This is a genomic window from Streptomyces sp. NBC_00846 (assembly GCF_045207325.1).
Lineage (GTDB): Bacteria > Actinomycetota > Actinomycetes > Streptomycetales > Streptomycetaceae > Streptomyces.
In genome coordinates, this window is record NZ_CP108846.1 from 4,436,395 (window position 1) to 4,460,174 (window position 23,780).

The 23,780-nt window shown below is 70.1% G+C and carries 18 protein-coding genes and 2 pseudogenes; 7 read left to right on the forward strand and 13 right to left on the reverse strand.

Features of this window, described 5'->3' with window-relative positions; genetic code table 11:
* Window positions 1–24: 24 nt before the first annotated feature.
* The 5 genes and pseudogenes from OG936_RS20505 to OG936_RS20525 form a co-directional block, all read right to left on the reverse strand.
* Window positions 25–168 (reverse strand): annotated as a pseudogene (locus tag OG936_RS20505) (Uma2 family endonuclease); the annotation flags it as partial.
* 33 nt (window positions 169–201) lie between these two features.
* Window positions 202–879 carry a GPP34 family phosphoprotein gene (locus OG936_RS20510; protein ID WP_406496511.1) on the reverse strand — a complete coding sequence of 226 codons (678 nt, stop codon included), beginning with the start codon at window positions 877–879 and terminating at the stop codon, window positions 202–204.
* Window positions 876–2,105 (reverse strand): fumarylacetoacetase, encoded by a 1,230-nt coding sequence (gene fahA / locus OG936_RS20515; RefSeq protein WP_406496513.1) that lies wholly within the window; start codon window positions 2,103–2,105, stop codon window positions 876–878. Before fahA ends, OG936_RS20510 begins: the two co-directional genes overlap by 4 nt.
* 194 nt (window positions 2,106–2,299) lie before the next feature.
* A complete protein-coding gene (locus tag OG936_RS20520) occupies window positions 2,300–4,294 on the reverse strand; it encodes a CocE/NonD family hydrolase (protein ID WP_406496515.1) in 1,995 nt (664 codons plus the stop codon).
* Between the two features lie 9 nt (window positions 4,295–4,303).
* Window positions 4,304–5,803, reverse strand: coding sequence for a peptide MFS transporter (locus OG936_RS20525; RefSeq protein WP_383758752.1), 1,500 nt, complete (start codon window positions 5,801–5,803; stop codon window positions 4,304–4,306).
* Window positions 5,804–5,959: 156 nt separating this feature from the next.
* Between OG936_RS20525 and OG936_RS20530 the strand changes: the two genes are divergently transcribed.
* Window positions 5,960–6,970 (forward strand): polyprenyl synthetase family protein, encoded by a 1,011-nt coding sequence (locus OG936_RS20530; RefSeq protein ID WP_406496517.1) that lies wholly within the window; start codon window positions 5,960–5,962, stop codon window positions 6,968–6,970.
* A 431-nt stretch (window positions 6,971–7,401) separates the two neighbouring features.
* Here OG936_RS20530 and OG936_RS20535 read toward each other — a convergent pair whose 3' ends face one another.
* The 5 genes from OG936_RS20535 to OG936_RS20555 form a co-directional block, all read right to left on the reverse strand.
* Window positions 7,402–8,649 (reverse strand): NAD(P)/FAD-dependent oxidoreductase, encoded by a 1,248-nt coding sequence (locus OG936_RS20535; RefSeq protein ID WP_406496518.1) that lies wholly within the window; start codon window positions 8,647–8,649, stop codon window positions 7,402–7,404.
* Window positions 8,649–10,091 (reverse strand): NAD(P)/FAD-dependent oxidoreductase, encoded by a 1,443-nt coding sequence (locus OG936_RS20540; RefSeq protein WP_406496520.1) that lies wholly within the window; start codon window positions 10,089–10,091, stop codon window positions 8,649–8,651. Before OG936_RS20540 ends, OG936_RS20535 begins: the two co-directional genes overlap by 1 nt.
* On the reverse strand, window positions 10,088–11,521 hold the full coding sequence (locus tag OG936_RS20545) for an FGGY family carbohydrate kinase (RefSeq protein WP_406496521.1): 1,434 nt from the start codon (window positions 11,519–11,521) through the stop codon (window positions 10,088–10,090). Before OG936_RS20545 ends, OG936_RS20540 begins: the two co-directional genes overlap by 4 nt.
* Entirely contained in the window at window positions 11,518–13,068 is a 1,551-nt protein-coding gene (locus tag OG936_RS20550) for an APC family permease (RefSeq protein ID WP_406496523.1), read from the reverse strand. The genes OG936_RS20545 and OG936_RS20550 overlap by 4 nt, the downstream gene beginning before the upstream one ends.
* Window positions 13,069–13,184: 116 nt before the next feature.
* Complete coding sequence (locus tag OG936_RS20555) at window positions 13,185–13,958, reverse strand: DeoR/GlpR family DNA-binding transcription regulator (RefSeq protein WP_406496524.1); 774 nt, start codon at window positions 13,956–13,958, stop codon at window positions 13,185–13,187.
* A gap of 393 nt (window positions 13,959–14,351) precedes the next feature.
* Between OG936_RS20555 and OG936_RS20560 the strand changes: the two genes are divergently transcribed.
* The 4 genes from OG936_RS20560 (at window position 14,352) to OG936_RS20575 (ending at window position 18,479) form a co-directional block, all read left to right on the forward strand.
* Window positions 14,352–15,632, forward strand: a complete 1,281-nt coding sequence (locus OG936_RS20560) for a LolA family protein (protein ID WP_406496526.1) — start codon at window positions 14,352–14,354, stop codon at window positions 15,630–15,632.
* Between the two features lie 101 nt (window positions 15,633–15,733).
* Entirely contained in the window at window positions 15,734–16,705 is a 972-nt protein-coding gene (locus OG936_RS20565) for an ABC transporter ATP-binding protein (protein WP_406496527.1), read from the forward strand.
* Entirely contained in the window at window positions 16,692–17,669 is a 978-nt protein-coding gene (locus OG936_RS20570; protein ID WP_406496528.1) for an ABC transporter permease, read from the forward strand. Before OG936_RS20565 ends, OG936_RS20570 begins: the two co-directional genes overlap by 14 nt.
* A 195-nt stretch (window positions 17,670–17,864) precedes the next feature.
* Window positions 17,865–18,479: a TetR/AcrR family transcriptional regulator gene (locus OG936_RS20575; protein ID WP_406496529.1), complete on the forward strand. Its 615-nt coding sequence runs from the start codon at window positions 17,865–17,867 to the stop codon at window positions 18,477–18,479.
* A 46-nt stretch (window positions 18,480–18,525) separates the two neighbouring features.
* On the opposite strand, the gene OG936_RS20580 is transcribed toward OG936_RS20575, so the two are convergent.
* The 3 genes from OG936_RS20580 to OG936_RS20590 are packed head-to-tail and all read right to left on the reverse strand — an operon-like array spanning window position 18,526 to window position 21,934.
* Window positions 18,526–19,332 carry an HAD family hydrolase gene (locus OG936_RS20580; protein WP_406496531.1) on the reverse strand — a complete coding sequence of 269 codons (807 nt, stop codon included), beginning with the start codon at window positions 19,330–19,332 and terminating at the stop codon, window positions 18,526–18,528.
* A gap of 17 nt (window positions 19,333–19,349) precedes the next feature.
* Entirely contained in the window at window positions 19,350–21,311 is a 1,962-nt protein-coding gene (locus OG936_RS20585; protein ID WP_406496533.1) for a zinc ribbon domain-containing protein, read from the reverse strand.
* On the reverse strand, window positions 21,308–21,934 hold the full coding sequence (locus OG936_RS20590; protein WP_406496535.1) for an IS607 family transposase: 627 nt from the start codon (window positions 21,932–21,934) through the stop codon (window positions 21,308–21,310). Before OG936_RS20590 ends, OG936_RS20585 begins: the two co-directional genes overlap by 4 nt.
* Before the next feature lie 409 nt (window positions 21,935–22,343).
* Between OG936_RS20590 and OG936_RS20595 the strand changes: the two are divergent.
* Window positions 22,344–23,265: pseudogene (locus tag OG936_RS20595) on the forward strand (nitroreductase/quinone reductase family protein).
* A gap of 45 nt (window positions 23,266–23,310) precedes the next feature.
* Window positions 23,311–23,706 carry a VOC family protein gene (locus tag OG936_RS20600; protein WP_406496536.1) on the forward strand — a complete coding sequence of 132 codons (396 nt, stop codon included), beginning with the start codon at window positions 23,311–23,313 and terminating at the stop codon, window positions 23,704–23,706.
* Window positions 23,707–23,780 lie beyond the last annotated feature (74 nt).

Sequence of the window (23,780 nt, forward strand, 5' to 3'; positions counted from 1 at the left end):
ACCGGAGCTACTCCGGAGCCGCTCCCGGCGGCGCGGTGTGATGGCGGTGAGATCCAGATCGGCCGGGAAGGGAACGGAGACCTTCATCAGGTCGTGGAAGATGCCGGTGGAGGTATAGGCACCGGTCGACGGCTCCAGCTCGAAGACGTAGACCACCGCCCGGTCTTCGTCTCGGCCTCCGCCCCGCCTCGCCCCGCCGGGTCAGTCGTCCCCGCCTCCGCCGCCTCCCGCGCCTGAGCCGCTCCGGTTGGCTTTGTCCTGGCGTACGTTCTGACGCACCGCGTACGCGGTCCACTCGTCGCGCACCAGGCCGCGCATCGTCGAACGGCTCCTCAGGCCGCCCTGCGCCACCGCGCCCGACAGGCCGATCGCCGACACCAGCGCGGCCAGGGTGCGGCCGCGCGGGTCCGGGAAGCCGGCTGCCTCGGTGGCCGCGAACCGTTCCCGGACCGCGGCCGGCAGGGCCGGGTCCGCCGCCGGGTGGCGGTGGTAGGGCAGCAGGCCGAGGAACCGGCGGGTCTCCCTGCGCAGGACCGAGCGCCCCACCAGATGCTCCAGGCAGAGCTCCTCGACGTGCCGGCCGGTCCGCCGGATCCACCGCTTCGCGCTGACGCCGCCCATGAGCCGGCCCTTGTCCGGGGGAGGCAGGCTGCCCAGAACCTGGGCGAGGAGCGGGACCTCGGGAGCCGACGGACTGATCACCCGTATCCGGCCGAGTTGTCCGCTGATCCGGCCCCGGAGCTCCAGCTCCGCGAGGACCGCGCCCGCCACCCCGTACTCCAGGAAGCGGTTGCGGCAGTACGGCTTGCCGCGCTGCGGGTCCAGCGCGAGCAGCAGCAGTTCTTCGGGGAGCGTGAGCTCCGGGGCGACCGGGCTCATGACGCGGGCACGATCCGTCCCGTGACCTCGCCGAGGCCGACCCTCGTACCGTCCGGGCCCGGTGCCCAGGCCGTCATCGTCACGGTGTCGCCGTCCTCCAGGAACGTCCGCTTGCCGTCCGGGAGGTCCAGCGGGTCGCGGCCGTTCCAGGTCAGCTCCAGCAGCGAGCCGCGCTGTCCGGGTTCGGCGCCGCTGACCGTGCCGGAGCCGTACAGATCGCCGGTGCGCAGCGAGGCGCCGTTCACCGTCATCTGGGCCAGCATCTGGGCCGCCGTCCAGTACATGGTGGCGAACGGCGGCTCGGCGACCGGCTGTCCGTTGATCGCGACGGAGATCCGCAGGTCGAGCCCGCCGGCCTCCTCCTCGTCCGCGTCCTCCAGGTAGGGGAGCAGCGGGAAGTCGCGGGCCGGGGGCGCGATCCGGGCGGCCTCCAGGGCCTCCAGCGGGGTCACCCACGCCGATACGGACGTGGCGAAGGACTTGCCGAGGAACGGGCCGAGCGGGACGTACTCCCAGGCCTGGATGTCCCGCGCCGACCAGTCGTTGAGCAGGCAGAGCCCGAAGACGTGGTCGCGGAAGTCGCCGAGCGGGACCGGGCGGCCCTGCGTGGAGCCGACTCCGACGACGAAGCCGACCTCGGCCTCGATGTCGAGCTTGACGGACGGACCGAAGACGGGCGCAGGGCCGGTGGGCGCCTTGCGCTGGCCGGAGGGGCGCACCACGTCCGTACCGGAGACGACGACGGTGCCGGACCTGCCGTGGTAGCCGATCGGCAGGTGCTTCCAGTTGGGGGTCAGCGCGTCACCGTCCGGCCGGAAGATCTTCCCGACGTTGGTGGCGTGGTGTTCGCTCGCGTAGAAGTCGACGTAGTCCGCGACCTTGTACGGCAGATGGAGCGTCACGGACTCGACCGGGTGCAGCAACGGTTCGATGTCCGCGCGGTGTGCCGGGACCGTCACCCAGGCGGTCAGGGCCCGCCGGACGTCCCGCCAGGCGGTGCGGCCCGCCGACAGCAGCGCGGTCAGGTCCGGCTGGGCGAGGAGCTGCGCGTAGGGCGAGCCGAGTGCGTGTGCCGCGGCTCCGGCGTCCAGTACGTGATTGCCGATGCGGACGCCGACCCGGCGGTCGTCGGGGTGGTCCGGGGTGGAGAACACACCGTACGGAAGGTTGTGCGGACCGAAGGGGTCGCCTTCGGTCAGATCGAGCGGGCTGCTCTGCTCGGGCATGTGTTGCTGCCTCGCTTTCCAGGTCGCTTGGGGGACACGTTACGTCGGTGTTGCTACCCCGCGGGAGTGTCCCAACTGCTCCTGATGCCCGGAAAGTTCCACCGTGCCCCCAGGGTTGCGGGGGCACGGCGGTGATTCGGCGGACCCGGCAGCAGGCTTCGCAACGTCGCGGGGCTGCCTGCTGCCGGGCGCCCTCAGCCCGCCGTGCGCGGGATCCGCTTCTCCCAGGTGCGGTGGAAGACGACCTCGCCGCCGTCCTTGCAGACCACCTCGTTGGACGTGATGAAGTCGGTGTCGTCCGCACTGATTTCGGAGCGGGTCTCGATCCGTACGTCCCATGCCATCTCCGGCCGGTGCAGCCGGATCGCCCAGTCGGAGCGGGTACGGGCGGAGAGCGGGTCGTCCTCCTGGATTGTGTACGTCTCCAGGGCGTCCTCGGTGAATTCGAGGCCGTCCGGGTAGATGCGGGTGCCGCCGTAGCGCGGGTCGACCTCCAGCCGCCATTCGCCCTTGGCGACGTCGCGGACCACCAGCCGCTCGGGGCGCTGTTCGTCGAGCGTCACGGGGTGGACGACGCCGAGCGGCTCCGACTGCTCCGGTTCCTCGAACCGGATCGCGGGATCCTCGGTGTGCCGGCGCACCGGCAGTTCGACGAAGCTGCCGTCGGCGTCCAGGGTGAAGCCCACCGACCCGGCCTGCGGCCAGATCCACGGCCAGTACGAGGACGAGATCGCGAGCCTGATCCGGTGGCCGGGCGGGAAGGTGTGCCCGATGCCGTTGAGGTCGAACGTCACGTCCTCGTACCGGCCCACCGGCCAGTCGTCCGCGCGGTCGCGGCCGTGCCGGGCGGAGAGGTTGAGCGCGCCGCGGGTGACCAGGGTGGAGGAGCCGTCCGGTGCGACGTCGCAGAGCCGGGCGATCGCCTGGCCGCGGGGCGCGTCCATCCGGATGCGCAGCTTCACCCGGGGGCGGCCCAGGATCTCGATCGGGGCGTCCTCGACCGGGAACTCGAAGGAGACCGATTTGGCGTCCTCGTCGCGCTGGTCGGGCGGCAGGTCGGCGGCGTTGCCGAACGGGAAGAAACGCCCGGCGTCCAGCCCCGTCTGCTGCGGCGAGTCGACGATCTGCGGACCGCCCCGGAGGGCGTAGGCGACCGGCGCGATGTTCTCCGACGGCCAGCTGGTGTCCCCGACCCAGCGGCCGGGCATCCTTTCGTACACCGTGGCGGGCCGGTGCGACTCGCTGATCCAGGACCGCAGCAGCGGCTCGGCCATGATGCCGGTGTCCTTGTCCTTCAGATGCTGGTCCCACCAGCGCAGCGTCTCCTGGAGGAAGCCGATCGCCGGGCCCGGCGGCAGACCGCGGTCGGGGTACTGGTGCGACCAGGGCCCGATCAGTCCGCGCACCCTGTCCGGATCGAGGTGCTCGACGAGCCGCAGGACGGTGTCGCGGTACGGGTCGTGCCAGCCGCCCACCGCGAGGACCTTCGCGCGGATCGCGGAGTAGTCCTCGCAGACGCTGCCGTGCTTCCAGTAGTCGTCGCGGGTCTGGTGCGCCAGCCAGGTGTGGAGATACGGGTCCACGGCCTCCAGCCGCTTCAGCCACATGTCCTTCCAGCCCTCGCCGACCTGCGCCGGGTCCGGCGGGCGGCAGACGAAGGCCAGCATGGTGGCCGCCCAGGCGTGCATGTCGACGGCGAGGACCGAGCCGCCCATGTAGTGGACGTCGTTGTCGTAACGGTCGTCCGTCGAGCAGACGGTGACGATCGCCTTCAGCGGCTCGGGGGCCAGCGCCGCGATCTGGAGCGAATTGAAGCCGCCCCAGGAGATGCCGAACATGCCGACGCGGCCGGAGCACCACTCCTGCTGGGCCAGCCAGTGGATGACCGCGACCCCGTCGGCCAGTTCGGTCGCGTCGTACTCGTCGCCCGGCAGGCCCTCGCTGTTGCCGTGCCCGCGTACGTCCACCCGGACGGACGCGTAGCCGTGGCCCGCGTACCAGGGGTGGCGCTGCCAGTCGCGCGGCGCCGTCCAGTCGCTCAGCCGGTAGGGCAGGTATTCCAGGAGCGCGGGTACGGGTTCGTCGGTGACGGGACGCCAGATCCGGGCGTACAGCCGGGTGCCGTCCGGCAGCGGGATGCGGACGTCCTCATGGGTGGTCTCGTACGGAAACGTGCTGCGTATGTGCATGGCGGTACCTCAGTGGACGGGGTGCATGGTGCGCTTGAGCCAGGGTGCGGCGGCGATGACGGCCACACCGGCCACCACCGCGATCGCGCCATTGACACCGAAGTAGGCGGGGTTGGAGACCTCGCCGTACAGCTTCACGACTTGGGCCTGGATGCCGTTGGCGAGGGCCAGCGAGAGGAACCAGAGCGCCATCGTCTGGCTGGCGAACGCCTTGGGCGCGAGCTTGGTGGTCGCGGACATGCCGGAGGTCTCCAGCAGGATGTCGCCGAGACCGAGCAGCAGGTACGAGCCGACGATCCACCAGGCGGCCATCTTGAAGGTGTCGCCGGTGTGCCCGGAGGTGGGCAGCACCATCAGCAGGAAGGACAGTCCACCGAGGATCACCCCGATCGCGATCTTGTTGGAGGCGTGCGGCTGACGCGGGCCCATCCGGGCCCAGACCGCGGCGACCACCGGGGCGAGCGCGACCTCGAAGGCGCCGAGCGCCGAGGCGTACCAGCTCGCCGGGAAGTGGAAGCCGAAGATCTCGGTACGGGCGTTGGTCGACGCGAGCAGGATCATCGTCGAGTACGCCTGGAAGAGGATGAAGTTGAAGACGACGGAGGCCAGGAACAGCACCACGTACGGGCGCAGCCTGCCCCGCTCCTCGCTGGTGACCCGCGGGCTGCGGAACATCACCGCGAAGTAGACGACCGGTGCGATCACCGAGACGAGGGTGAGCACGTCGACGAACCGGCCCATGGTGAGCCAGCCCGCCAGGGCCAGCGCGGTGGCGACGGCGGCGACCACGACGGCGCCGATCACGATCAGCCGTACGGCACGCCGCATCGGTGCCGGTTCCAGCGCGAATTCGGCGCTGTGCTTTCGGCCGGCCAGGTGACGCCGGCCCAGTACGTACTGGATCAGACCGATCGTCATGCCGAAGGCGGCGGCCGAGAATCCCCAGTGCCAGCTCGCGTGGTCCCCGAGCCAGCCGGTGACCAGCGGGCCGAGGAACGCTCCGATGTTGATGCCCATGTAATACAGCGCGAAGCCGGCGTCGCGGCGCTGGTCCTCGGTGCGGTACAGCTTGCCGACCATGGTCGCCACATTGGGCTTGAGCAGACCGGTTCCGGCGCTGATCAGACCGAGGCCGGTCCATGTCATGGCGTCGGTGGGCACCGCCATGGCGTAATGCCCGCAGGCGATGAGGATGCCGCCGTACAGGACGGCGCGGTACGAGCCGAGGATCCGGTCGGCCAGCCAGCCGCCGGCCACGGAGACCAGGTAGACGAGGGTGCCGTAGGCGGCGGAGACGGACGCCGCGGTGCCCGCCTCCATGCCCATGCCGCCACGGGCGACGGTGTCGGCGAAGTAGAGGACCAGGATCGCCTGCATGCCGAGGAACGAGAACCGTTCCCAGACCTCCAGGCCGGAGAGGGTCATCAGGCCCCGTGGCTGGCCGAAAAAGGCATGGTCGTCGCCGGGCGGCGGCTGGGTCGGGTCGGTGTCGGTAGCCGTGTGGAACAAAGGGAGTACTCCTGATCGTATGAGCTGATCCCGAACATACCGGCGGTGGCGGGAAGGCGCCCACGTTGATCCAAAGAGGACCGGATACGCTGACTTGAGTGATGACAGCGACACATCGACATCCCGTGTGATCGTCAGCAGACAGGAGATCCCCTCGTGACCGTCGTCGGGCCGTTCGGACTGAGCGTGCGGGACCACGCTCTTGAGGCCGATGTCCAGGCCGGTTTGGCTGCTGTCGAGTCGGGTCTGCTCGAAGCCACCAAGAGCGGCGTGCCCTTCATCACAGAGGCCGCGCAGCATCTCGTGCGCGCCGGGGGCAAACGGTTCAGGCCGCTGCTGGCCATGCTGGCCGCCCAGTTCGGTGACCCCGACGCACCGGGTGTCGTGCCCGCGGCCGTCGTCGTCGAGCTGACGCATCTCGCGACGCTCTACCACGACGACGTGATGGACGAGGCGGACGTACGCCGCGGCGTCGACAGCGCCAACACCCGCTGGGGCAACTCGGTGGCCGTCCTGACCGGCGACTTCCTGTTCGCCCGTGCCTCGCACATACTGGCCGACCTCGGTCCGGAGGCCGTACGCATCCAGGCGGAGGCGTTCGAGCGGCTGGTCACCGGCCAGATCCTGGAGACCGCCGGCCCGGTCGACGGGCGCGACCCGGTCGAGCACTACCTCGACGTGATGCGCGGCAAGACCGGCTCGCTGATCGCCGTGGCCTGCCGGTTCGGCGCGATGATGGCCGGTGCGGACGAGTCGGCGGTCGACATCCTCACCCAGTACGGGGAGCGGCTCGGCGTCGCCTTCCAGCTCGCCGACGACGTACTCGACATCGCCTCCGACTCCCACGAGTCCGGCAAGACCCCCGGTACCGACCTGCGCGAAGGCATCCCGACGCTCCCCGTGCTCCACCTGCGGGCCCGGGCGGCGGCCGACGGAAAGCCGGACGACCTGGAGCTCGTCGAACTGCTCGACGGCGACCTGAGCGACGACGCCCGGCACGCCGAGGCGCTGCGCAGGCTGCGCGCCCACCCGGCGCTGGAGCACGCCCGACGGGACACCATCCGGTACGCGCAGGAGGCGCGCACGACGCTGGCGCCGCTGCCCGAGGGCTACGCGAAGTCCGCGCTGGAGGAGCTGTGCGACGCGGTGGTGCACCGCGCGGGCTGAGCGGCTGTCCCAGCCGTTGTGCACCGCCCTCGCGGTGATCGGGCGAGCGCCGAGGCCGAACGCACCGGACGGGGGGCGACAGCGGCCCGACCGGCCCGGGGCGCGGTCCGGATGTGCTTTTGGCCCCTGCTGGGTCCGGGACGTGGCGCTTCACCCGGCTCGGCGCCGTCGCCTGGCAGGCGCCGGCGATGTGACCGCGCGGAGAGCGGGCGCCCCTGGCGCCGTATCCCGGGCATGGCCGTGCCTCGGCCCGGCGGGATTCCCCGCCGTCGACCGAGGCATGGCGCACGCACCGGAGACTGCGAGGGTCGCCGTCCCGGGCGCGTGAAGGACGTACGCGGACCTGGCCGCCGATCACCAGCTGATGCCGGGGCGGCACTGCGACCGGCCCGCACCCGGGACACGTTCGTACTCCGGGTGCGGGCCGCTCGTCAGCGCAGGCCGATGGTGACCGGGCCGCCCTGGGGGCTGAGGCCCTTCATCACGGACCACGGCACGCGGAAGACACGGCCGGGTGCGGCGGGCCACGGCAGGGTCCGTTCCGAGACGACCCGCCCGTTCTGACGGACGACGACGTGCGGGAACCGGATGGACCGGTCCGTCCACAGCAGCAGGCGCCCACGCGGGGGAGCCGGGTCACCCGGGCGCAGCAGCCCCGGTGCCACCCAGCGCAGCGGCGCATCGGCGAGGATGCGCAGGCCCGGGGCAGGCTCGCCGGTCCCGGTCAGCCATGCCTCGACCTGGTCGGCGACGTGCAGACCGTCGAGGGCTGCGATGTCGGCGGTGTCGACCGGGTGCAGGAGGTTGCCCGCGGCGAAGACGCCGGGGCGGCTGGTTCGCAGAGCGGTGTCGGTCAGCGGGCCGAGGGTTCCCGGGTCCAGGTCGAGTCCGCCGCTGCGGACGAGCTCGTTGTCGGGGATCCAGTCCCCGGTGAAGACCACGGTGTCGCAGGCGACGGTGCGCCGTGCACGGGTGTCGAGATCCTCGATCTCGACGGCCTCTACCCGGCCCTTGCCGACGATGCGGGTGACCCGGCTGCGGTTGGCGACGGGTACGCGCAGCAGGGCGCGGCCGGCGACGTTGAACGCGGCGTACGACTCCGTCCGGGGGTATTGGCTGACCATCAGCTCGGTTGCGCAGCCGGCTTCACGGAGGGTGACGGCAGCGGACCAGCTGACCAGTTCCCCTCCGACGATGACGGCCCGGCTGCCGACCGTGCCGTGGTGGAGGTGGACGACGTTCTGCAGCTGCCCGGTGGTGTAGACGCCCTGCGGCCGGTCACCGGGGATGCGCCGGGCCGCGCGGGGCCGTTCGCGCGCGCCGGTGGCGAGCACGATGGCCTTGGCCTCCACGCGCAGCCGCCCCTGCGGACCGGTGACCTCCACGGCCCGGTCGCCCGCCCAGTGGGTGACCATGGTCTCGGTGCGGATGGTGGCCCCGGCCGAAATGGCCTGCTTGACGAGGTGGCGTGCGTACTTCGGGCCGGTCATGACCCGGCGCAGGTCGCGCATGCCGTATCCGGTGTGGTCGCTGTGGCGGGGGATGCCTCCGGCGTCCTTCTCCCGGTCGAGTACCAGGACCTCGCCGCGTACGCGGGGCGCGAGGGCGGCGGCAGCCGTGAGACCGGCCGGGCCGCCCCCGATGATCAGTACGTCCGGAGTGAGTGTGGTGCTGGTCATCAGGAGTTCACCTCGGGCCGTGCCGGCGCGACGGCCGCGCCGCCGCAGCCGTCTTCGTTCAGGAGTCGGTTGACGGCCGCACCGCAGAAGAAGCCCTGGCAGCGGCCGTTCATGGCCCGGGTACGGCGACGCAGTCCCTCCAGGTTGCGCGCAGGCAGGGGAGATTGGAAGGCGTCGCGGATCTCTCCGGCGGTGACGCGCTCGCAGAAGCAGACGACCTTGCCGTACTCGGGATCGGCGGCGATGCGATCGGCGTCCTGGTAGGGACGCACGGTCGCCTCGCCGATGTTGGCCATCCGCGGAGGGCCGGGCAGTTCGGTGCGTGCGGTGAGTACGAGTCCGGCCTCTTCGAGCACCTCGTGGACGTGCTCGGCGATGGCCATGCCGGAGGTCAGCCCGGTCGAGCGGATTCCGCCGACGAGGAGGTACCGCTGTGAGGGGGTGGGCTCGATGAGATAGTCCCCGTGGTCGATGGCGGCCCGCAGCCCCGCGTACGAAGCGGTCACCTCCTCGGTGAGCAGCCGGGGCATGAGTCGCTCGCCCTTGTCCAGCAGGAAGGCGAAACCGTCCTCGGACGTTCCGGTCGCGGTGCGGTCGGTGAGGTCCTCCGAGGTGGGCCCCAGCATGACGTTGCCGTAGATGGTGGGAGAGATGAGCACCCCCTTGCCACGGGACGTGGGCACCGGCAGGACGATCTTGTCGACCAGCGGGCGGGCGAGCTTGTCGAAGACGAACAGCTCACCGCGGCGCGGGGTGACGGTGAACCGCTCATGGCCGAAGAGCCGGTCGATGCGGTCGGCGCCGAGGCCCGCCGCGTTGACCACCCAACGGGCCTCTACGGAGCCGCCCGTGGTGGTCAGCGTGGTGGAGTGGGTGTTCACCGAGACTGCGGTGACGGCATGGTTGAGCAGCACCTCGGTGCCGCGCTGCCTCGCGTCGGTGGCCAGAGCCAGGTTCGTGGTCCAGGTGCAGATGATCGACTCGTCGGGGACCGTGAGCCCGCCGAGCGCGCCGTCGCCGAGGGCCGGGATCAGCTCGTAGACCTCGTCCGCGCCGACGATTTGGCACCGGTCGTAACCGTTCTGTTCGGCCTTCTCCTTGAGGCCGGGCAGGGCGGCCAGCTCCTCGGCGTTCCACGCGACGAGGATCGCGCCCGTGTGCTCGACCGGGATTCCGGTCGAGCGGGCGTACTCCGACAGCAGGTGATATCCGCGCTTGACGAGCCTGGACTCCAGCGTGCCCGGCTTGGCGTCGAATCCGGTGTGCAGGATCGCGGTGTTCGCCTTGCTGGTTCCGTCGCCGACGTCGTCGCGTGCCTCGACGAGCGCGACCGAAAGCTGGTGGCCGGACAGGTCGCGGGCGATCGCCGAGCCGACGATGCCCGCGCCGATGACGACGACGTCGTAGACATGGTCCGGCTCGTGCGGTGTGGTGTCGGTCATCCGAGTTCTCCCTTGCGGGCGGTGGCCTCGGCGGCCGCCGCCCATGTACTGCGGTAGTGCGCGGCCCGGTCGGCCGACCAGATCGGTTCGTAGACGGTGACCGGGTTCCAGTCACCGACGGCTTCCTTGAGGCTCAGGCCCGGGGTGAGGGCCAGCCTGGCCAGCGCGGCCGCGCCGAGCGGGGTGGCGTGCGAGGACGCGTAGATGTCGAGCGGTACCTGAGCCAGATCGGCCTGGGCCTGCATCAGGGTGCGGCTGCGGGTCAGCCCGCCGTCCGCGCGCAGTCGGCTCAGCGGCGCACCGAGGTCGGTCTCGACCAGGCCGCACAGGGCGGCGACCTGGGCGGCGATGCCCTGCAGCACGGCGAGGACCAGGTGCTCCTTGCCGGTGGACAGGGTCATTCCGGTGAACGTGGCTGTTGCGTCGGGACGCCACCACGGTGCCGCGAGGCCCGCCAGGGCCGGTACGCACAGAGTGCCGTCGGACTCCTTCGCCGCTACGGCGTCCAGTTCGCTCGCGGACCCGATGAATCCCAGGTTCCGGATCCAGCGGACGGCCGACGCCGCGGTGTACACCTGGCCGTCCACGCAGTACGCCGTCTGCTCCGCGGTCCGCCAGGCCACCGAGGAGGTGAGCCCGGCCTGTGAACGCAGGGCGGTTTCACCGGTGTTGGCCAGCAGGAACGCTCCCGTGCCGTAGGTGCACTTCGCGGTTCCCCGCTCCAGGCAGCCCTCGGCGAGCAGAGCCGCCTGCTGGTCGACGACCAGGCCGGCGACCGGCACCTCGCGTCCGAAGGCACTGGTCGTGCCGACGACCTCGTCGCAGCCCACGATCCGCGGCAGCTTCTCGGAGCCGAGACCGAACAGATCCACCAGTTCCTGGTCCCAGGAGACCTCGTCGAGGCCCATCAGCAGCGACCGGCTCGCGGTCGAGGCATCGGTGACGAACTCGCCGGTCAGCTGGTACACCAGCCAGGTGTCAGTGGTCGTCACCACCCCTTCGGTGGTGACGTTTCGTCGCAGCCAGGCCATCTTCGGCGCTGAGAAGTACGAGTCGAGTACGAGCCCACTGCGCCGGGCCACCCACGGGGCGTGCTCGGCCAGAGCGGTACAGATCGACTCCGCCCTGCGGTCCTGCCAGACGATCGCCCGGGACAGCGGGGTGCCGGTGCGCGGGTCCCAGGCCAGTACGGTCTCGCCCTGGTTGGCCAGGGCGACCGCGTCCACGGGCCGGCCCGCGGCGGCGACGGCGCGCCGTCCGGCGTTGAGGACCGAGTCGAGCAGTTCTTGCGGGTCCTGCTCGACGCCGCCGCCGCTGAGGTAGGCCGGCCGCAACTCCTCCTCGGCGATGGCGATGGTCTTGCCCCGCTCGTCCACCACGATCGCCTTCGTGCCGGAGGTGCCCTGGTCGATGGCCAGAATGGTGCTCATCGCTTGCTTTCCTTGGCGGTCGTGTTCGCCGTGCCCGGTGTGGCGGGGGCCGCGGTGACGTCGAGGGTCTCGTCGATGTTGATCATGTCCGGCATCGACATGCCGGACACGCCGCGCCGGACCAGGAGGTAGACGAGGTAGGCGGCCCCGAGGGCGAAGAGGACGAGGACGTAGAGCCAGGGGTCGCGGAACGACTGGTCACGGAAGATGAGGAGTTCGTATCCCAGCCACACGGAGGCGACCACGATGACCGGTATCTCCCAGCGCCCGAGGGAGAACCCCTGCGTGGGCGGCAGCGACTTCCGCTTGACGATGTACATGAGCACCGTGCCGGCGTAGATGATGGCGGGCAGCAGCGTGGCGGCGGAGAAGAGCGAGAACAGGGCGTCGGTCGAGACGGAGAAGCAGGCGAGGATCAGCTCCGCGACGACGAAGATGAACAGCGTGGCATTGAGCGGGGTGCCACGGGAGGGGTTGACCTTGCGCAGCGCCTGCCAGCCGGGGAAGCGCTCGTCGCGGGACATCGCCCACACCAGCCGGGTGCCGCTCATGGTGATGACCAGACCACAGGAGAAGATCGAGACCACGACGAGGACCAGGAGCGCCTTGCCGACCGTCGATCCGAGTACGGCGGTGATCACGGTGGCCACGGGGGTGGCGGACTGGGCGAGCTTCACGGGGTCGTCGATGAGCGCGGTGATCGCCACGAGGAACAGGAATCCGAGGACGCCGAGGGAGAGCACGGCCTGGGCCATGGCCTTGGGGATCACCCGGGCCGGGTCCTTGGTCTCCTCGGCGAGGTTGGCCGCGGACTCGAATCCGACGATGGTGAAGGCGCCCAGGAGGAACGCGAGGGCGAACGGCCCCGCCTCGGTGGCGGTGCCCAGGGCGTAGTAGCCGTCGGTCGTGGCCGGTGCGGCGCTGAACAGCGTGGAGAAGTCGAGCTTGCCCGTGAACGCTCCGACGACGAAGAGCAGCACGGTCAGCGAGATCATGCCGATGAGCTGCACGGTCACGGCGACCTTGTTGACCTTGTGCGTCAGTTGCGTCGAGGCGGCCACGAGAATCGCCTGGAACAGGATGACCACGGCGGTGATCGCCCAGGCGTTCTGGGTCGTCCCCTGGTACTGGAGAAGTTCCGGCAGGATGGTCGCGGCGACGGTGTAGTCCACCGCGACCACTACGACTCCGAGGAAGGAGAACGAGATCCAGCCCATGACCCAGCCCCAGACCGGGTTCACCAGCCGGGACACCCACTGGTAGGCGTATCCGTTGATGGGGATACGGGCGGCGAGAGCGCCGAAGACGAGCGCGACCGACAACTGGCCGATGACGCTGATCGGCCAGGCGAAGATTCCGCGCGGGCCCGAACTGTTCAGCACGGAGCCGTAGGTGGTGAAGATGCCCGTGGCGATCGAGACGAAGCCGAAGGCCATGGCGAAGGAGGCGTACCGGCTCAGCTCCCGGCGCATCTCCTGCTTGTAGCCGGAGCCCGTTGCGGATGATGGGTCGTCATGCTGTCCGACATCGGTGTTGGTCGTGACCATGGCACTGCTGTCCTTTCGGAAACTACCGCTTCGTTGCGGAAACTGCCGTTCGCTGCACGGGGCGGGTCTCAAACGGAGACACCGCCGGGGAGAGAGCGCCGTGGCGCTCAGGAGTGTCAGGCCAAGATCACCACTGCGCCTGACTGCTCGATGGCCGAAGCCAGGGTCTGTTCGGGTGCCTGGTCGGTGATCAGACCGGTGCAGTCGTCGAATCCGCAGACGCGGTGCGGAGCCACCCGGCCGAGCTTGCTCCCGTCGGCCAGCACGTAGCTGAGTGCGCTGTGAGCGAGGATCGCGCGCTTGGTCGCGCTCTCCTCGAAGTGGAAGTCAGTCATCCCGGCTGCGCTGTCGACGCCGCCGGAGCCGAGAAACGCCATGTCGGCGTAGAGGCCGTTGAAGAAGTCCACCGTCAGAGGGCCGGAGCAGATCAGGTCGCCGCCCCGGATCCGTCCGCCGGGGACCAGTACGTCGACATGGGGGCGGGTGGACAGTTCGGCTGCGACGAGCAGGGACGGAGTCGCCACCGTCCCCCGGAAATCCGGCGCCAGGGCAGAGGCGACCTGCAAGGCCGTCGTGCCGACGTCGATCACGAGGGTCATGCCGGAATGGACCAGATCCGCGGCGGCTCGCCCGATCGCCGTCTTGGCCTGCTGCTGCGAGGAGGACCGTTCCGTGAAGGATGCTTCTTCGCCACTCAGACCGCGGACGACGGACAGCGCTGCCGCACCGCCGCGCACCCGCATGAGGTGCCCCTGCTTCTCCATCTGTGCCAGGTCCCGGCGCACGGTCTCGGCCGAGACGCCGAGCTGCTCGGCCAGACTCTCGGTGCTGATCGTGCCGCTGCGCTCCACGACGGTGGAGATTCGACGGTGACGTTCGGCTGGCAGCATCCCGGCAACCTCGCTGACTGGATTCGTGGAAAAGTGACTGAGTATGCCTGGAAGTGTGGATGCATGACTGGAAATCGTCAAGAGTTGGCGTGAAATTCACCTCTCCCGTCACGCCGTGACCCGATCGGCGGACGTACGACGCGGTTTCCCGGACCGGCCCGGCTGTTGTGGCGGGCCCTGGAGTCGGGTACCTCCCCTACGGGACGTGGGAGATGCGCTCGTGCGGTGTCATACCGAAGAGGTAGGCGGAGTTGCTCCCCGGGGCTGACGATTCCGCGCCGCCGTTTTGGTCAGATGGAGAACAACCACTCCTGAGCAAAACGGTGAGAATGGCGGCACGGAGTGGACGAGTGCATCCGGACGGAAGCCGCCGACCACGGAGGTAGGGCACACATGGCACCGAACGACAGCGTTGAGAGCAACGGCGGGAGCAGGGGCACCGCCGTCGGCCGCCGCAAGGCGGCGCGCTACATCGTCCCGGTCGCGGTGGCGGGAGTGGCGGCCGCGACGATCGGGCTCGTCCCGGCGCTCGCGAGTACCGGTGACCCCGATCTGCCGAAGATCACCGCGCAGCAGCTCATGGAGAAGATCGCCGCTTCGGACACCCAGCAGCTCTCGGGCACGGTGAAGATCAGTACGGACCTGGGCATTCCGTCGCTCGGCGGTCTGGCCGGCTCCTTCGCCCAGAGCGGTGGCAGCGACGGCAAGGGCGAATCGAGCGCCGACCCGCAGTCGAGGATGACGGAGCTGGCGTCCGGCACGCACACCCTGCGGGTGGCCGCCGACGGCCCCGACAAGCAGCGGGTGTCGATCCTGGACAACGCGGCGGAGTACAGCCTGATCCACAACGGCGATCAGGTCTGGGCGTACGACAGCAAGTCCAACGAGGTCTATCACGCCACCGGGAACCGGGCCGGGACCGAGCACCGGGCCGGGCAGAAGTCCGGCGAGAAGTCCGGGCACGCGACCGCGGCCCCCGAGGGCGTGCCGACCACGCCCAAGGCGCTCGCCGAGCAGGTCCTGAAGGCCGCGGGCCCCACCACCTCGGTGACGGTCGACGGCACGGCGCAGGTCGCCGGACGTGACGCGTACAAGCTGCTCATCAAGCCCAGGCAGAGCGGCTCCACGATCCGGTCGGTCACGGTCGCGGTCGACGCGCAGAACGGTGTGCCGCTGAAGTTCACGCTGCTTCCGAGCAGCGGTGGCAAGGCCGTCGTCGACGCCGGGTTCACCAAGGTCGACTTCGCGAAGCCGGCCGCCTCTTCGTTCGCGTTCACCCCGCCCAAGGGTGCCAAGGTGACCGAGGCCGACGACGCGAAGGCGCAGCGGAAGGCCGACGGGGCCGAGGGCCTGGGCATGTTCCCGGGTGCCGAAGAACTGGGCGCCGGTGGCGCGGACGGCAAGGACATGAAGGTCATCGGCGAGGGTTGGAACGCGATCGCCGAGATCCGGACCCCGGGCGGCAGCGGACTGCCCTCGAAGGCGTCGGGTGACGTACCGGCCGAGGCACAGCAGTTCCTTGACTCGCTCGGCGACAAGATCTCCGGCCCGTTCGGCTCGGGCATGGTCTTCAAGACCCGCCTGGTCAACGCGCTGGTGACGGACGACGGCAAGGTGTACGTCGGCGCAGTCACGCCGGACATGCTGGTCAAGGCGGCCAATGGCGCCTCCTGAGCCGGCGCGCGCCGCGCTTCCCGGCAGCATCCACCCGCCCCGCCGTACGCTCCGTACGGCGGGGCGGTCCGCAATCCCCGACCGACCGAGGGGGAGTACGTATGGCAGAGCCCGGGACCATGATCGAGCCGGGGACGGCGACCGTGATCGAGACACGGGGCCTCACCAAGCGGTACCGCGGCGGCCAGCTCGCCGTCGACGGTCTCGACCTCGGCGTGCCCGCGGGCAGCGTCTTCGGATTCCTCGGCCCCAACGGCTCCGGGAAGACCACGACAATCCGGATGCTGATGGGCCTGATCGATCCGACGTCCGGCACCGCGCGGGTCCTCGGCCACCCCATGCCGGGCGCGGCCCGCTCCGTGCTCCCGCAGGTCGGGGCGCTGATCGAGGGGCCCGCACTGTACGGCTTCCTGAGCGGCCGGGACAATCTGCTGCGCTACGACTCCGCCGACCCGACCGCCGATCCGCGCACCCGCCGGGCCCGCGTCGGACAGGCCCTGGACCGGGTCGGGCTGGCCTCGGCGGCCGGCAAGAAGGCCAAGGCGTACTCGCTCGGTATGAAGCAGCGCCTCGGTCTCGCCGCCGCCCTGCTCCAGCCGCGCCGCCTGCTCGTCCTCGACGAGCCGACCAACGGCCTGGACCCGCAGGGCATGCGCGAGATCCGCACGCTGGTCCGGGAACTGGCGGCGGAGGGCACCACGGTCTTCCTCTCCTCCCACCTCCTCGACGAGATCGAGCAGGTCTGCACCCATGCCGCGGTGATGGCCAGGGGGCGGCTGATCACCCAGGGGCCGGTAGCGGATCTGGCGGCGGGCGCCCGCGGCCGGCTGGCCGTCACCACCCCCGACCCGGGTGACGCCGCCCGAGTCCTCAAGGAACGGGGTGTCACCGGCGTCACGGTCGACGGCGACCGGGTGCGCGCCGAGGCTCCGGCGGGCGACGTCGAACTCGCGGACCTCAGCGCGGCGCTGGTGCACGCGGGCGTGCGCCTGCGGTTCTTCGGCGTCGAACGGGCCTCGTTGGAAGACGCCTTTGTCGCACTCACGGGAGAGGGTTTCGATGTCGCAGGCTGAAGCCGCACGCGCCGGTTCGGGCGGGGCAGCTGGTTCGGGTGGCGCAGCCGGGGCGGGCGGTGCAGCTCGTTTGGGTGGAGCAGCCGGTTCGGGCGGTGCAGCTGGCCCGGGCAGGACACACAGTGCGCTGTGGACGTTCGGAATCCTCCGCTCCGAACTGACCACCACCCTTCGCCGCTGGCGCACGCTCGCGCTGCTCGGGGTGCTGGCCGCCGTTCCCGTACTGATCGGGATCGCGGTGCGGGTCGAGACGAACCACGGCTCGTCGCCCGGGCCGGCCGGTGGCGGGGGCGGCCCCGCGTTCCTCTCCCAGGTCACCAACAACGGTCTCTTCCTGGTCTTCGCGGCCCTCGCCGTGACGCTCCCGGTCTTCCTCCCGATGGCCGTCGGGGTCGTGGCGGGCGACTCCGTCGCGGGCGAGGCCAACGCCGGCACCCTGCGCTATCTGCTGGTCGCCCCGGCGGGCCGGACCCGGCTGCTGCTGACGAAGTACGCCTCCATCCTCACGTTCTGCCTGGTCGCGACCCTGGTCGTGGCGGCCTCGGCGCTGGCCGTCGGCGCGCTGCTGTTCCCCGTCGGCGAGGTCACCACCATCTCGGGCACCCGCATCGGCTTCGGTGAAGGGCTGCTGCGGGCCGGGCTGATCGCGGTGGTGGTCGCCGCGTCGCTGATCGGGTTCGCGGCGGTCGGCCTGTTCGTCTCGACCCTCACCAGCAGCGGAATCGCGGCCATGGCCGCCACCGTCGGACTGCTGATCACCGTGCAGATCGTGGATACCATCCCGCAGTTGAGCGGCATCCACCCGTATCTCTTCCCGCACTACTGGATGTCGTACGCGGACCTGCTGCGCGACCCCGTGTACTGGGACGACGTGGTCAAGAACCTGGGGCTTCAGGGCTTGTACGCGGCGGTGTTCGGCTCGGCGGCGTGGGCCCGTTTCACGGCGAAGGACATCACCGCCTGACGTACGGTGCACCGCCCTCGTGCCGTCGGCCGGGCGAGCCGTCCCCCGATCGGCTCGTCGCGGCACGAACGGCACGAACGGTGCGAACAGCAGGAACGATGCGACACGGCACGTTCCGTTTCCGCCTCAGTATTGTTCGACTTCTGGCGACGGACTGTCAACAAGGATTGGCTCAAACGCACCTATGCTCACCGAATGATCACATCGCCGAGTTCACTGCGCCGCAGTGAGAGATCACGACGGGCGATCCTGGAAGCCGCCCTCGACCTGTGCACGGAGAAGGGGTACGGCCGGGTCACGGTCGAGGCCATCGCGGCCAGAGCGGGTGTCAGCAAGAAGACGATCTACCGCTGGTGGCCGTCAAAGGGTGCGGTGATGCTGGAGGCGTTCACCGACGCACTGGTCGGCACGACGCCGTTCGTCGACACCGGCGACGTCGCCGCCGACCTGCGGGCCAATGTGATGGGCGCGGTGAAGCTGCTCTCCACGCCGCCCTTCGGCCCCGCGTACGCCGGGATTCTCTCCGAGGTCCACCACGACGACGCACTCGCGGAGGCGGTCAGAACGAAGCTGGTCGATCCCCGCTTCGAGGAGGCCGTCGCCCGCCTGCGCCGCGCCCAGGAACAGGGCCGGATCCCATTGGATGCGGACCTTCCACTGGCCGTGGAGATGCTGTACGGCCCGGTGTACTACCGCCATGTGCTACGCAAGCCGGTGTACGACGAGGATACGGTCGCGGCCCTGGTCGCGCACGTGCTGCGGGCGCTGGGGGCGCCGGAGCCGGGCACGCCGGAGGGTGGGAACGGCTGAGAACCGTCCGCGGCACGGTCACCTTGATCGGTACGGTCACGCGCACTCAGTCGAACATCCGCTCCAGCACCTCCGCGACCCCGTCCTCCTCGTTCGACGACGTCACCTCGTCCGCCGCGGCCCGCAGGTCCGGATGACCGTTGGCCATCGCGACGCCGTACCCGGCCGTGCGGAACATCGGCAGGTCGTTGGGCATGTCCCCGAAGGCGATCGTGGTGTCCGCGGCCACGCCCAGGAATTCGGCGGCCAGCGCGAGCCCGCTTCCCTTGTCGACGCCGTACGGCTGCAGTTCGACGGTGCCGGGGCCGGAGAGCGTGACGGAGGCGAGGTCGCCGACCGCCGTACGGGCGGCCTCGGCCAGCGCGTCGTCGGTGAGCTCCGGGTGCCGGATGAGCACCTTGATGACGGGCGCGGCCCACAACTCGTGGCGACGGCGGGTCCGTTGGGCGGGGAGCGTGGGGTGGGGCATCAGATATCCCGGCTCGATCAGTGTCCGGCCGTCGGCCCCGTCCTGGTCCACGGCCGCGTGGACCGGTCCCACCCGAGCCTCGATCTTGCCGAGCGCGGTGTCGGCCGCCTCCCGGTCCAGGGTGACCGCGCGTACCATCCGCCCGGACCCGGCGTCGTACAGCTGAGTCCCCTGCCCGCAGACCACCGGCCCCCGGTAGCCCAACTCGTCGAGCAGCCCCCGTATGCCGGGCACGGGCCTCCCGGTGACCACGAGATGCCGCGCCCCGGCCCGGGCGGCCAGCGCGAGCGCGGCACGGGTGCGGGGACTCACGCTGTCGTCACGGCGCAACAGGGTGCCGTCCAGGTCCGTGGCGACGAGGGCATATGCGGGTGGGAAGGGCATGGATCAAGCGTCTCTAATCAGCTAAGTGATCCCATGTTGGACGTGGTGTCTGACATGGGTTCTGCCCATCGTGGAGGGGTGGCGTGGGCGTGCAGGTGGAAGCCTGCGCCCAGTGCTGCCCCTTGTGGCCGGTGGCCGGTGGTGGGTGTGCTGATCGTCGTCACGCCCTGGTGCCGGTGGGCTGCGCGGGGCAACCGGGTCCGGTCCGTGTGAGCGTGTCCCTCCGGACGCTTGCCCGCCGGGCCTTGCGGCCGGCCGGGGGAGGGTGTCCGGCGTCGCCTGGGCGTCGGACGTGTTGTTTGGTGCCGGGTGGGCCCGGTCTTGCACCGGTCCCGGCTGGTCTTGGTGGTCGGGGTGATGACGGCTTTGGCTTCGAGGTTGTCGACCACGCTGCGGATGACCATGGCACCGCTGGCGCGGTCCACCACGGTCTTGGCCTGGTGGGCCAGTCCGCGTGCGGCGATGCGCTTCCACGCGGCGGCGTCGCGGTCGCTCTGGTATCCGCAGGACCGGCAGAGTGCCCACTTCCAGCCCGGTGTGGTGGGCCGGTCTGGTGCCTTGCGGTGTCGCAGCGGCACGAGGCACTGGGGGCAGTGCTTGGAAGTGTTCCGCGCGGGCACGGTGATGACGGCGATACCTGCTTCGCCAGCCAGGTGCCGCATCCGGTCGACGATCTGCCCGCGCACTGCCTGGGAGAGGCGCGTGTTCATCGTGCGGCCCATGCCACGGGCCTCCATCGAGCGGAGATCTTCGGCATAGATCACGGTCGCCGAGGCAGCGATGGCCTGATCGACGACCCAGCGGGCGGCAGCCCATGCCAGGGCGTCGTTGAGGTTCGACCTGCGGTCGCAGACGCGCCGGGTCTCGTCGTTGAGGACCAGGCTCTTAGCCGTCAGCAGGTGGTCGGTGTCGTCGCCGGTGAGGCGCTGATAGTGGTCGGCCTTCGCATGCAGGTGCTCGGACAGGCGGCGCAGGCGGTGCTGTTTCGCGAGCACGCCGGCCGCGCGGAACATGCCCCCGCTGCCGAGAGCGGTGATACGCCCGTCATCGTGGAGCCGGGCGGCGCCGGCGGACAGCAGGGTGTTCAGGCCCCAGTCCACACCGAGCGCGACTCTGTGCCCGGCGCGCCGGGTCTTCGGGACGGCGTGGGTGTAGGCCAGATCAGCCCGCACCTTGCCCTGGTGGATGCGCAAGGTGGGCAGGTGCAGGACTGCGTTCGCCGCGATGGTGGGCGGCAGGGAGACCGGGCAGGCGATCCACGTCCAGTCCCGGTAGGACTGCGGATCGGGCCGGGTGGGGAGCTGCAACCGCAGCAGCGCACGGCCCGGATCAGTCTCGTGACGTTCGATGGTGGCCTGTTGCGCGTCGCACGCCGACAGCAGCAGCATCCGGGCAGTCCGGGGTGCAGGTTCCAGCTCGAACACATCGACCGGGAGCCGTCCGTGCTTCCGTTCGAAAGTAACGGCCTGCCGGGTGCGGGACTTGATGACGCTGGACGGCAGATGCTTCCCGCCGGGCACTGCTTCGCGGACTGCGTCCCACTCGTCTGCGGTCCGCTTGGCCGGATCGGCGGGCCAGGACGTGAGCACCCCGGAAGTGAGATCTGCGCGCCACTTCGTGGAGCGCAGGGACCGGCCGGCCTGTTCCTGGGCCATGCGAACGATACGGTCATTGACCTTGGCGTCAGAGTTGACGGTCCAGCCCAGACGCCGCAGCGCCATCCAGGCGTTCGACGGCAACTTCCTGCCGCCCGCTTCCTCGCCGGAGGCGAGGACGTCCACATCGAGGTTGTTCCAGTGCTCGGCGGTCAACTTGCCCGCCATGTCGGACACCAGGCCCACGGCCCAGTCGACTCGCTCGGCGAGTACGGACCGGGTAAGGAGTTCGCCGGTCTTCTCGTCGACTCCGGTGCGCAGCAGGCCACGGGCGCAGGCTGTGCGGGAGGTTTCGCCCTGGGCCAGCTGGAGTTTCCTGCTCACTCGGCACGGTTTCCAACGGCGCCCCGGCTCGTCTCGGCGAGCAACCGCCGCTTCGCCTCGGCGGAGCGCATGCCGTACAGACGTCCGGCGAAGGTGGTGACCAGGGACGCGAAGTCTTCGAGGAGTTCATCCCTGCCACCGAGTTTCTTCGGATGCAGCACCTCAACACTCACGCCGTATGCGGAGAACAGGTGCTTGAGCCAGGCGACACCGAACCGGGCCAGCCGGTCCTCATGCGTGACGCGGACGACCGTCACCGTTCCGTCGGCGACCATCGCCAACAGCCGGTTGAGGCCGGGGCGATTCTCCCGCAGACCGGATCCCCGGTCCTTGAACACCTTCACAACCTCGCCGGTCGCGGTCGCCCGCAACTCCTCCTCCTGCGCAGCGAGGGAGGACTTCTGGCCATTCGATCCGGAGACGCGCACATACAGAACCTCCCGCCGGGGGCGGGAGGTTCTGGCGCCGCTGCCGCGCTTCATGTTCTCCAGGTCAACCGAGGAAAACCGGCGCTCACGACCGACCCAGGTAAACGGAACCTTGCCGTCCAACGCCCACTGGCGAAGCGTCATCGGATGGATGCCCAGACGCTCTGCGGCTTTGGACATGCGCAGCAACTCCATGCGCACAATTATACACAACACTAGGGATCGCTAATGAAGTTGGCGAGCCTAAGGTCGGCCCGGGCGCGCACACGTCCGCGTTGACAGGCGACGGTCGGCTGCGTGTAATGAAACCGGTGTCGCGTGATGCTGGCCAAAGAGCAGTGGGCCGGCCGGTGGTCGGGCGAACACCCTTCATCCAAGGGGTCCGTGATGAGTTCCTGCACCGCACCCTGCACCTGACGTAGCGACAGCGCGGCAGCCGCGCGCCCTCGTCCGCCTTTCACGCCTTCCGGCGCTGCACGCCGTCCTGCGTGCCGTCCGCACCACGCTGTGCGAAACCGCCGCCCGGACGCGCACCGCGATCACTCATTGCCTCAGCTCGACGCGGCCACGGCCGCGCCTGCGACCCACGGAGACACAGACCCGTATGCCCACGTCTTTCAACCAATCCGTCATCGAGGAGTTCCGCGCCAATGGAGGAAGGGTCGGTGGTCCCTTCGAGGGCGGCGACCTCCTCCTGCTGACGACCGCCGGCGCGAGGTCGGGGAAGGAGACCACCACCCCTCTCGGTTACGTCCGCCACGGCGATTCGCTGCTGATCGTCGGCTCCAACCTCGGCGCCCCGAACCATCCCGACTGGTACCACAACCTGCTCACCCACCCCGTGGTGCGGGTGGAGCTCGGCACTTGTACGTTCCAGGCCCTCGCGGTCCCCGCCGAAGGGGCGCGGCGCGAGGAACTGTTCGCACACGCCGTGAAGACGGCGCCCGGTTACCGCGATTACCAGGCCCGGACCGCCCGGCTCCTGCCGGTCGTGGTCCTGGAGCGCGCCGAGCCCGACGACTAGGAGTCTCCCGGCGAGGTCAACAGCCTTGCCGACAAGCTCATGGAGGTCCACACCTGGCTGCGGGGCCAGTTGCGCCAGGTGAAGACGGAGGCCGACGCCCACTTCGCCGCACGGGCGGCCCACCGGGGCCATGGTGAACCACCGGCCCCGGGTCTGGGACTCCAGATCAGGCAGCGCTGCCTGGCGTTCTGCAACGCACTGGAATTCCACCACACCAGTGAGGACGCGCACCTGTTCCCCCGGAATCGCCCGTTATCACCCGCACTTGACCGACACCTTCGCCCGGCTCGCCGACGAACACCGCACGGTCGCGCGTATCCAGGGCGCGTTGGTGGCGCTGCTGGCGGACATCGGCATCGCGGATCCCGAGCGGTTCCGCGCGGAGCTGGACAGGATGTCCATGGAGCTGAACGCGCATCTGGATGACGAGGAGGAGCAGATCCTGCCCCTGCTGGCCGAGGTCCCCTGGCCTCCGGCTCCTCCGGCTCCTGCGGTTCCTTGAACCGTTCCGAACCGAACCGAATGTGAATGGCTGAAAGGTCGTGTCGTGCGAGTAAGAGTCAAGGACTTCGATCACCTGGTGCTCAATGTGCAGGATGTCGAGCGCGCACTGGAGTTCTACTGCGGCCCACTCGGCCTGGAGCCGATCAAGGTGGACGAGTGGCGGGCCGGTGAGTTCCCGTTCCCGTCGGTGCGAGTCAGCCCGAGCGTGATCATCGATCTGCTGGACCGGCCGCGTTCCGCATCGAACGTCGACCACATCTGCCTGGTCGTCGAACCGCTGGACTGGCAACAGGTCATCGACTCGGGCACCTTCACCGTGCTGGAAGGCCCGGTCGGCCGCTCCGGTGCCCGGGGCGAGGCGCAGTCGGTGTACGTCCGGGACCCGGACGGCAACACCGTGGAGCTGCGCTGGTATCCGCAGGACGTGGTGGAGGGCTGAACCGGGCGGCCCGGGTCCGGGGCGGAAACCCTGCCGATCGCACCGGAGGGTGCGGCAGGGTTCCGGCCCGGACC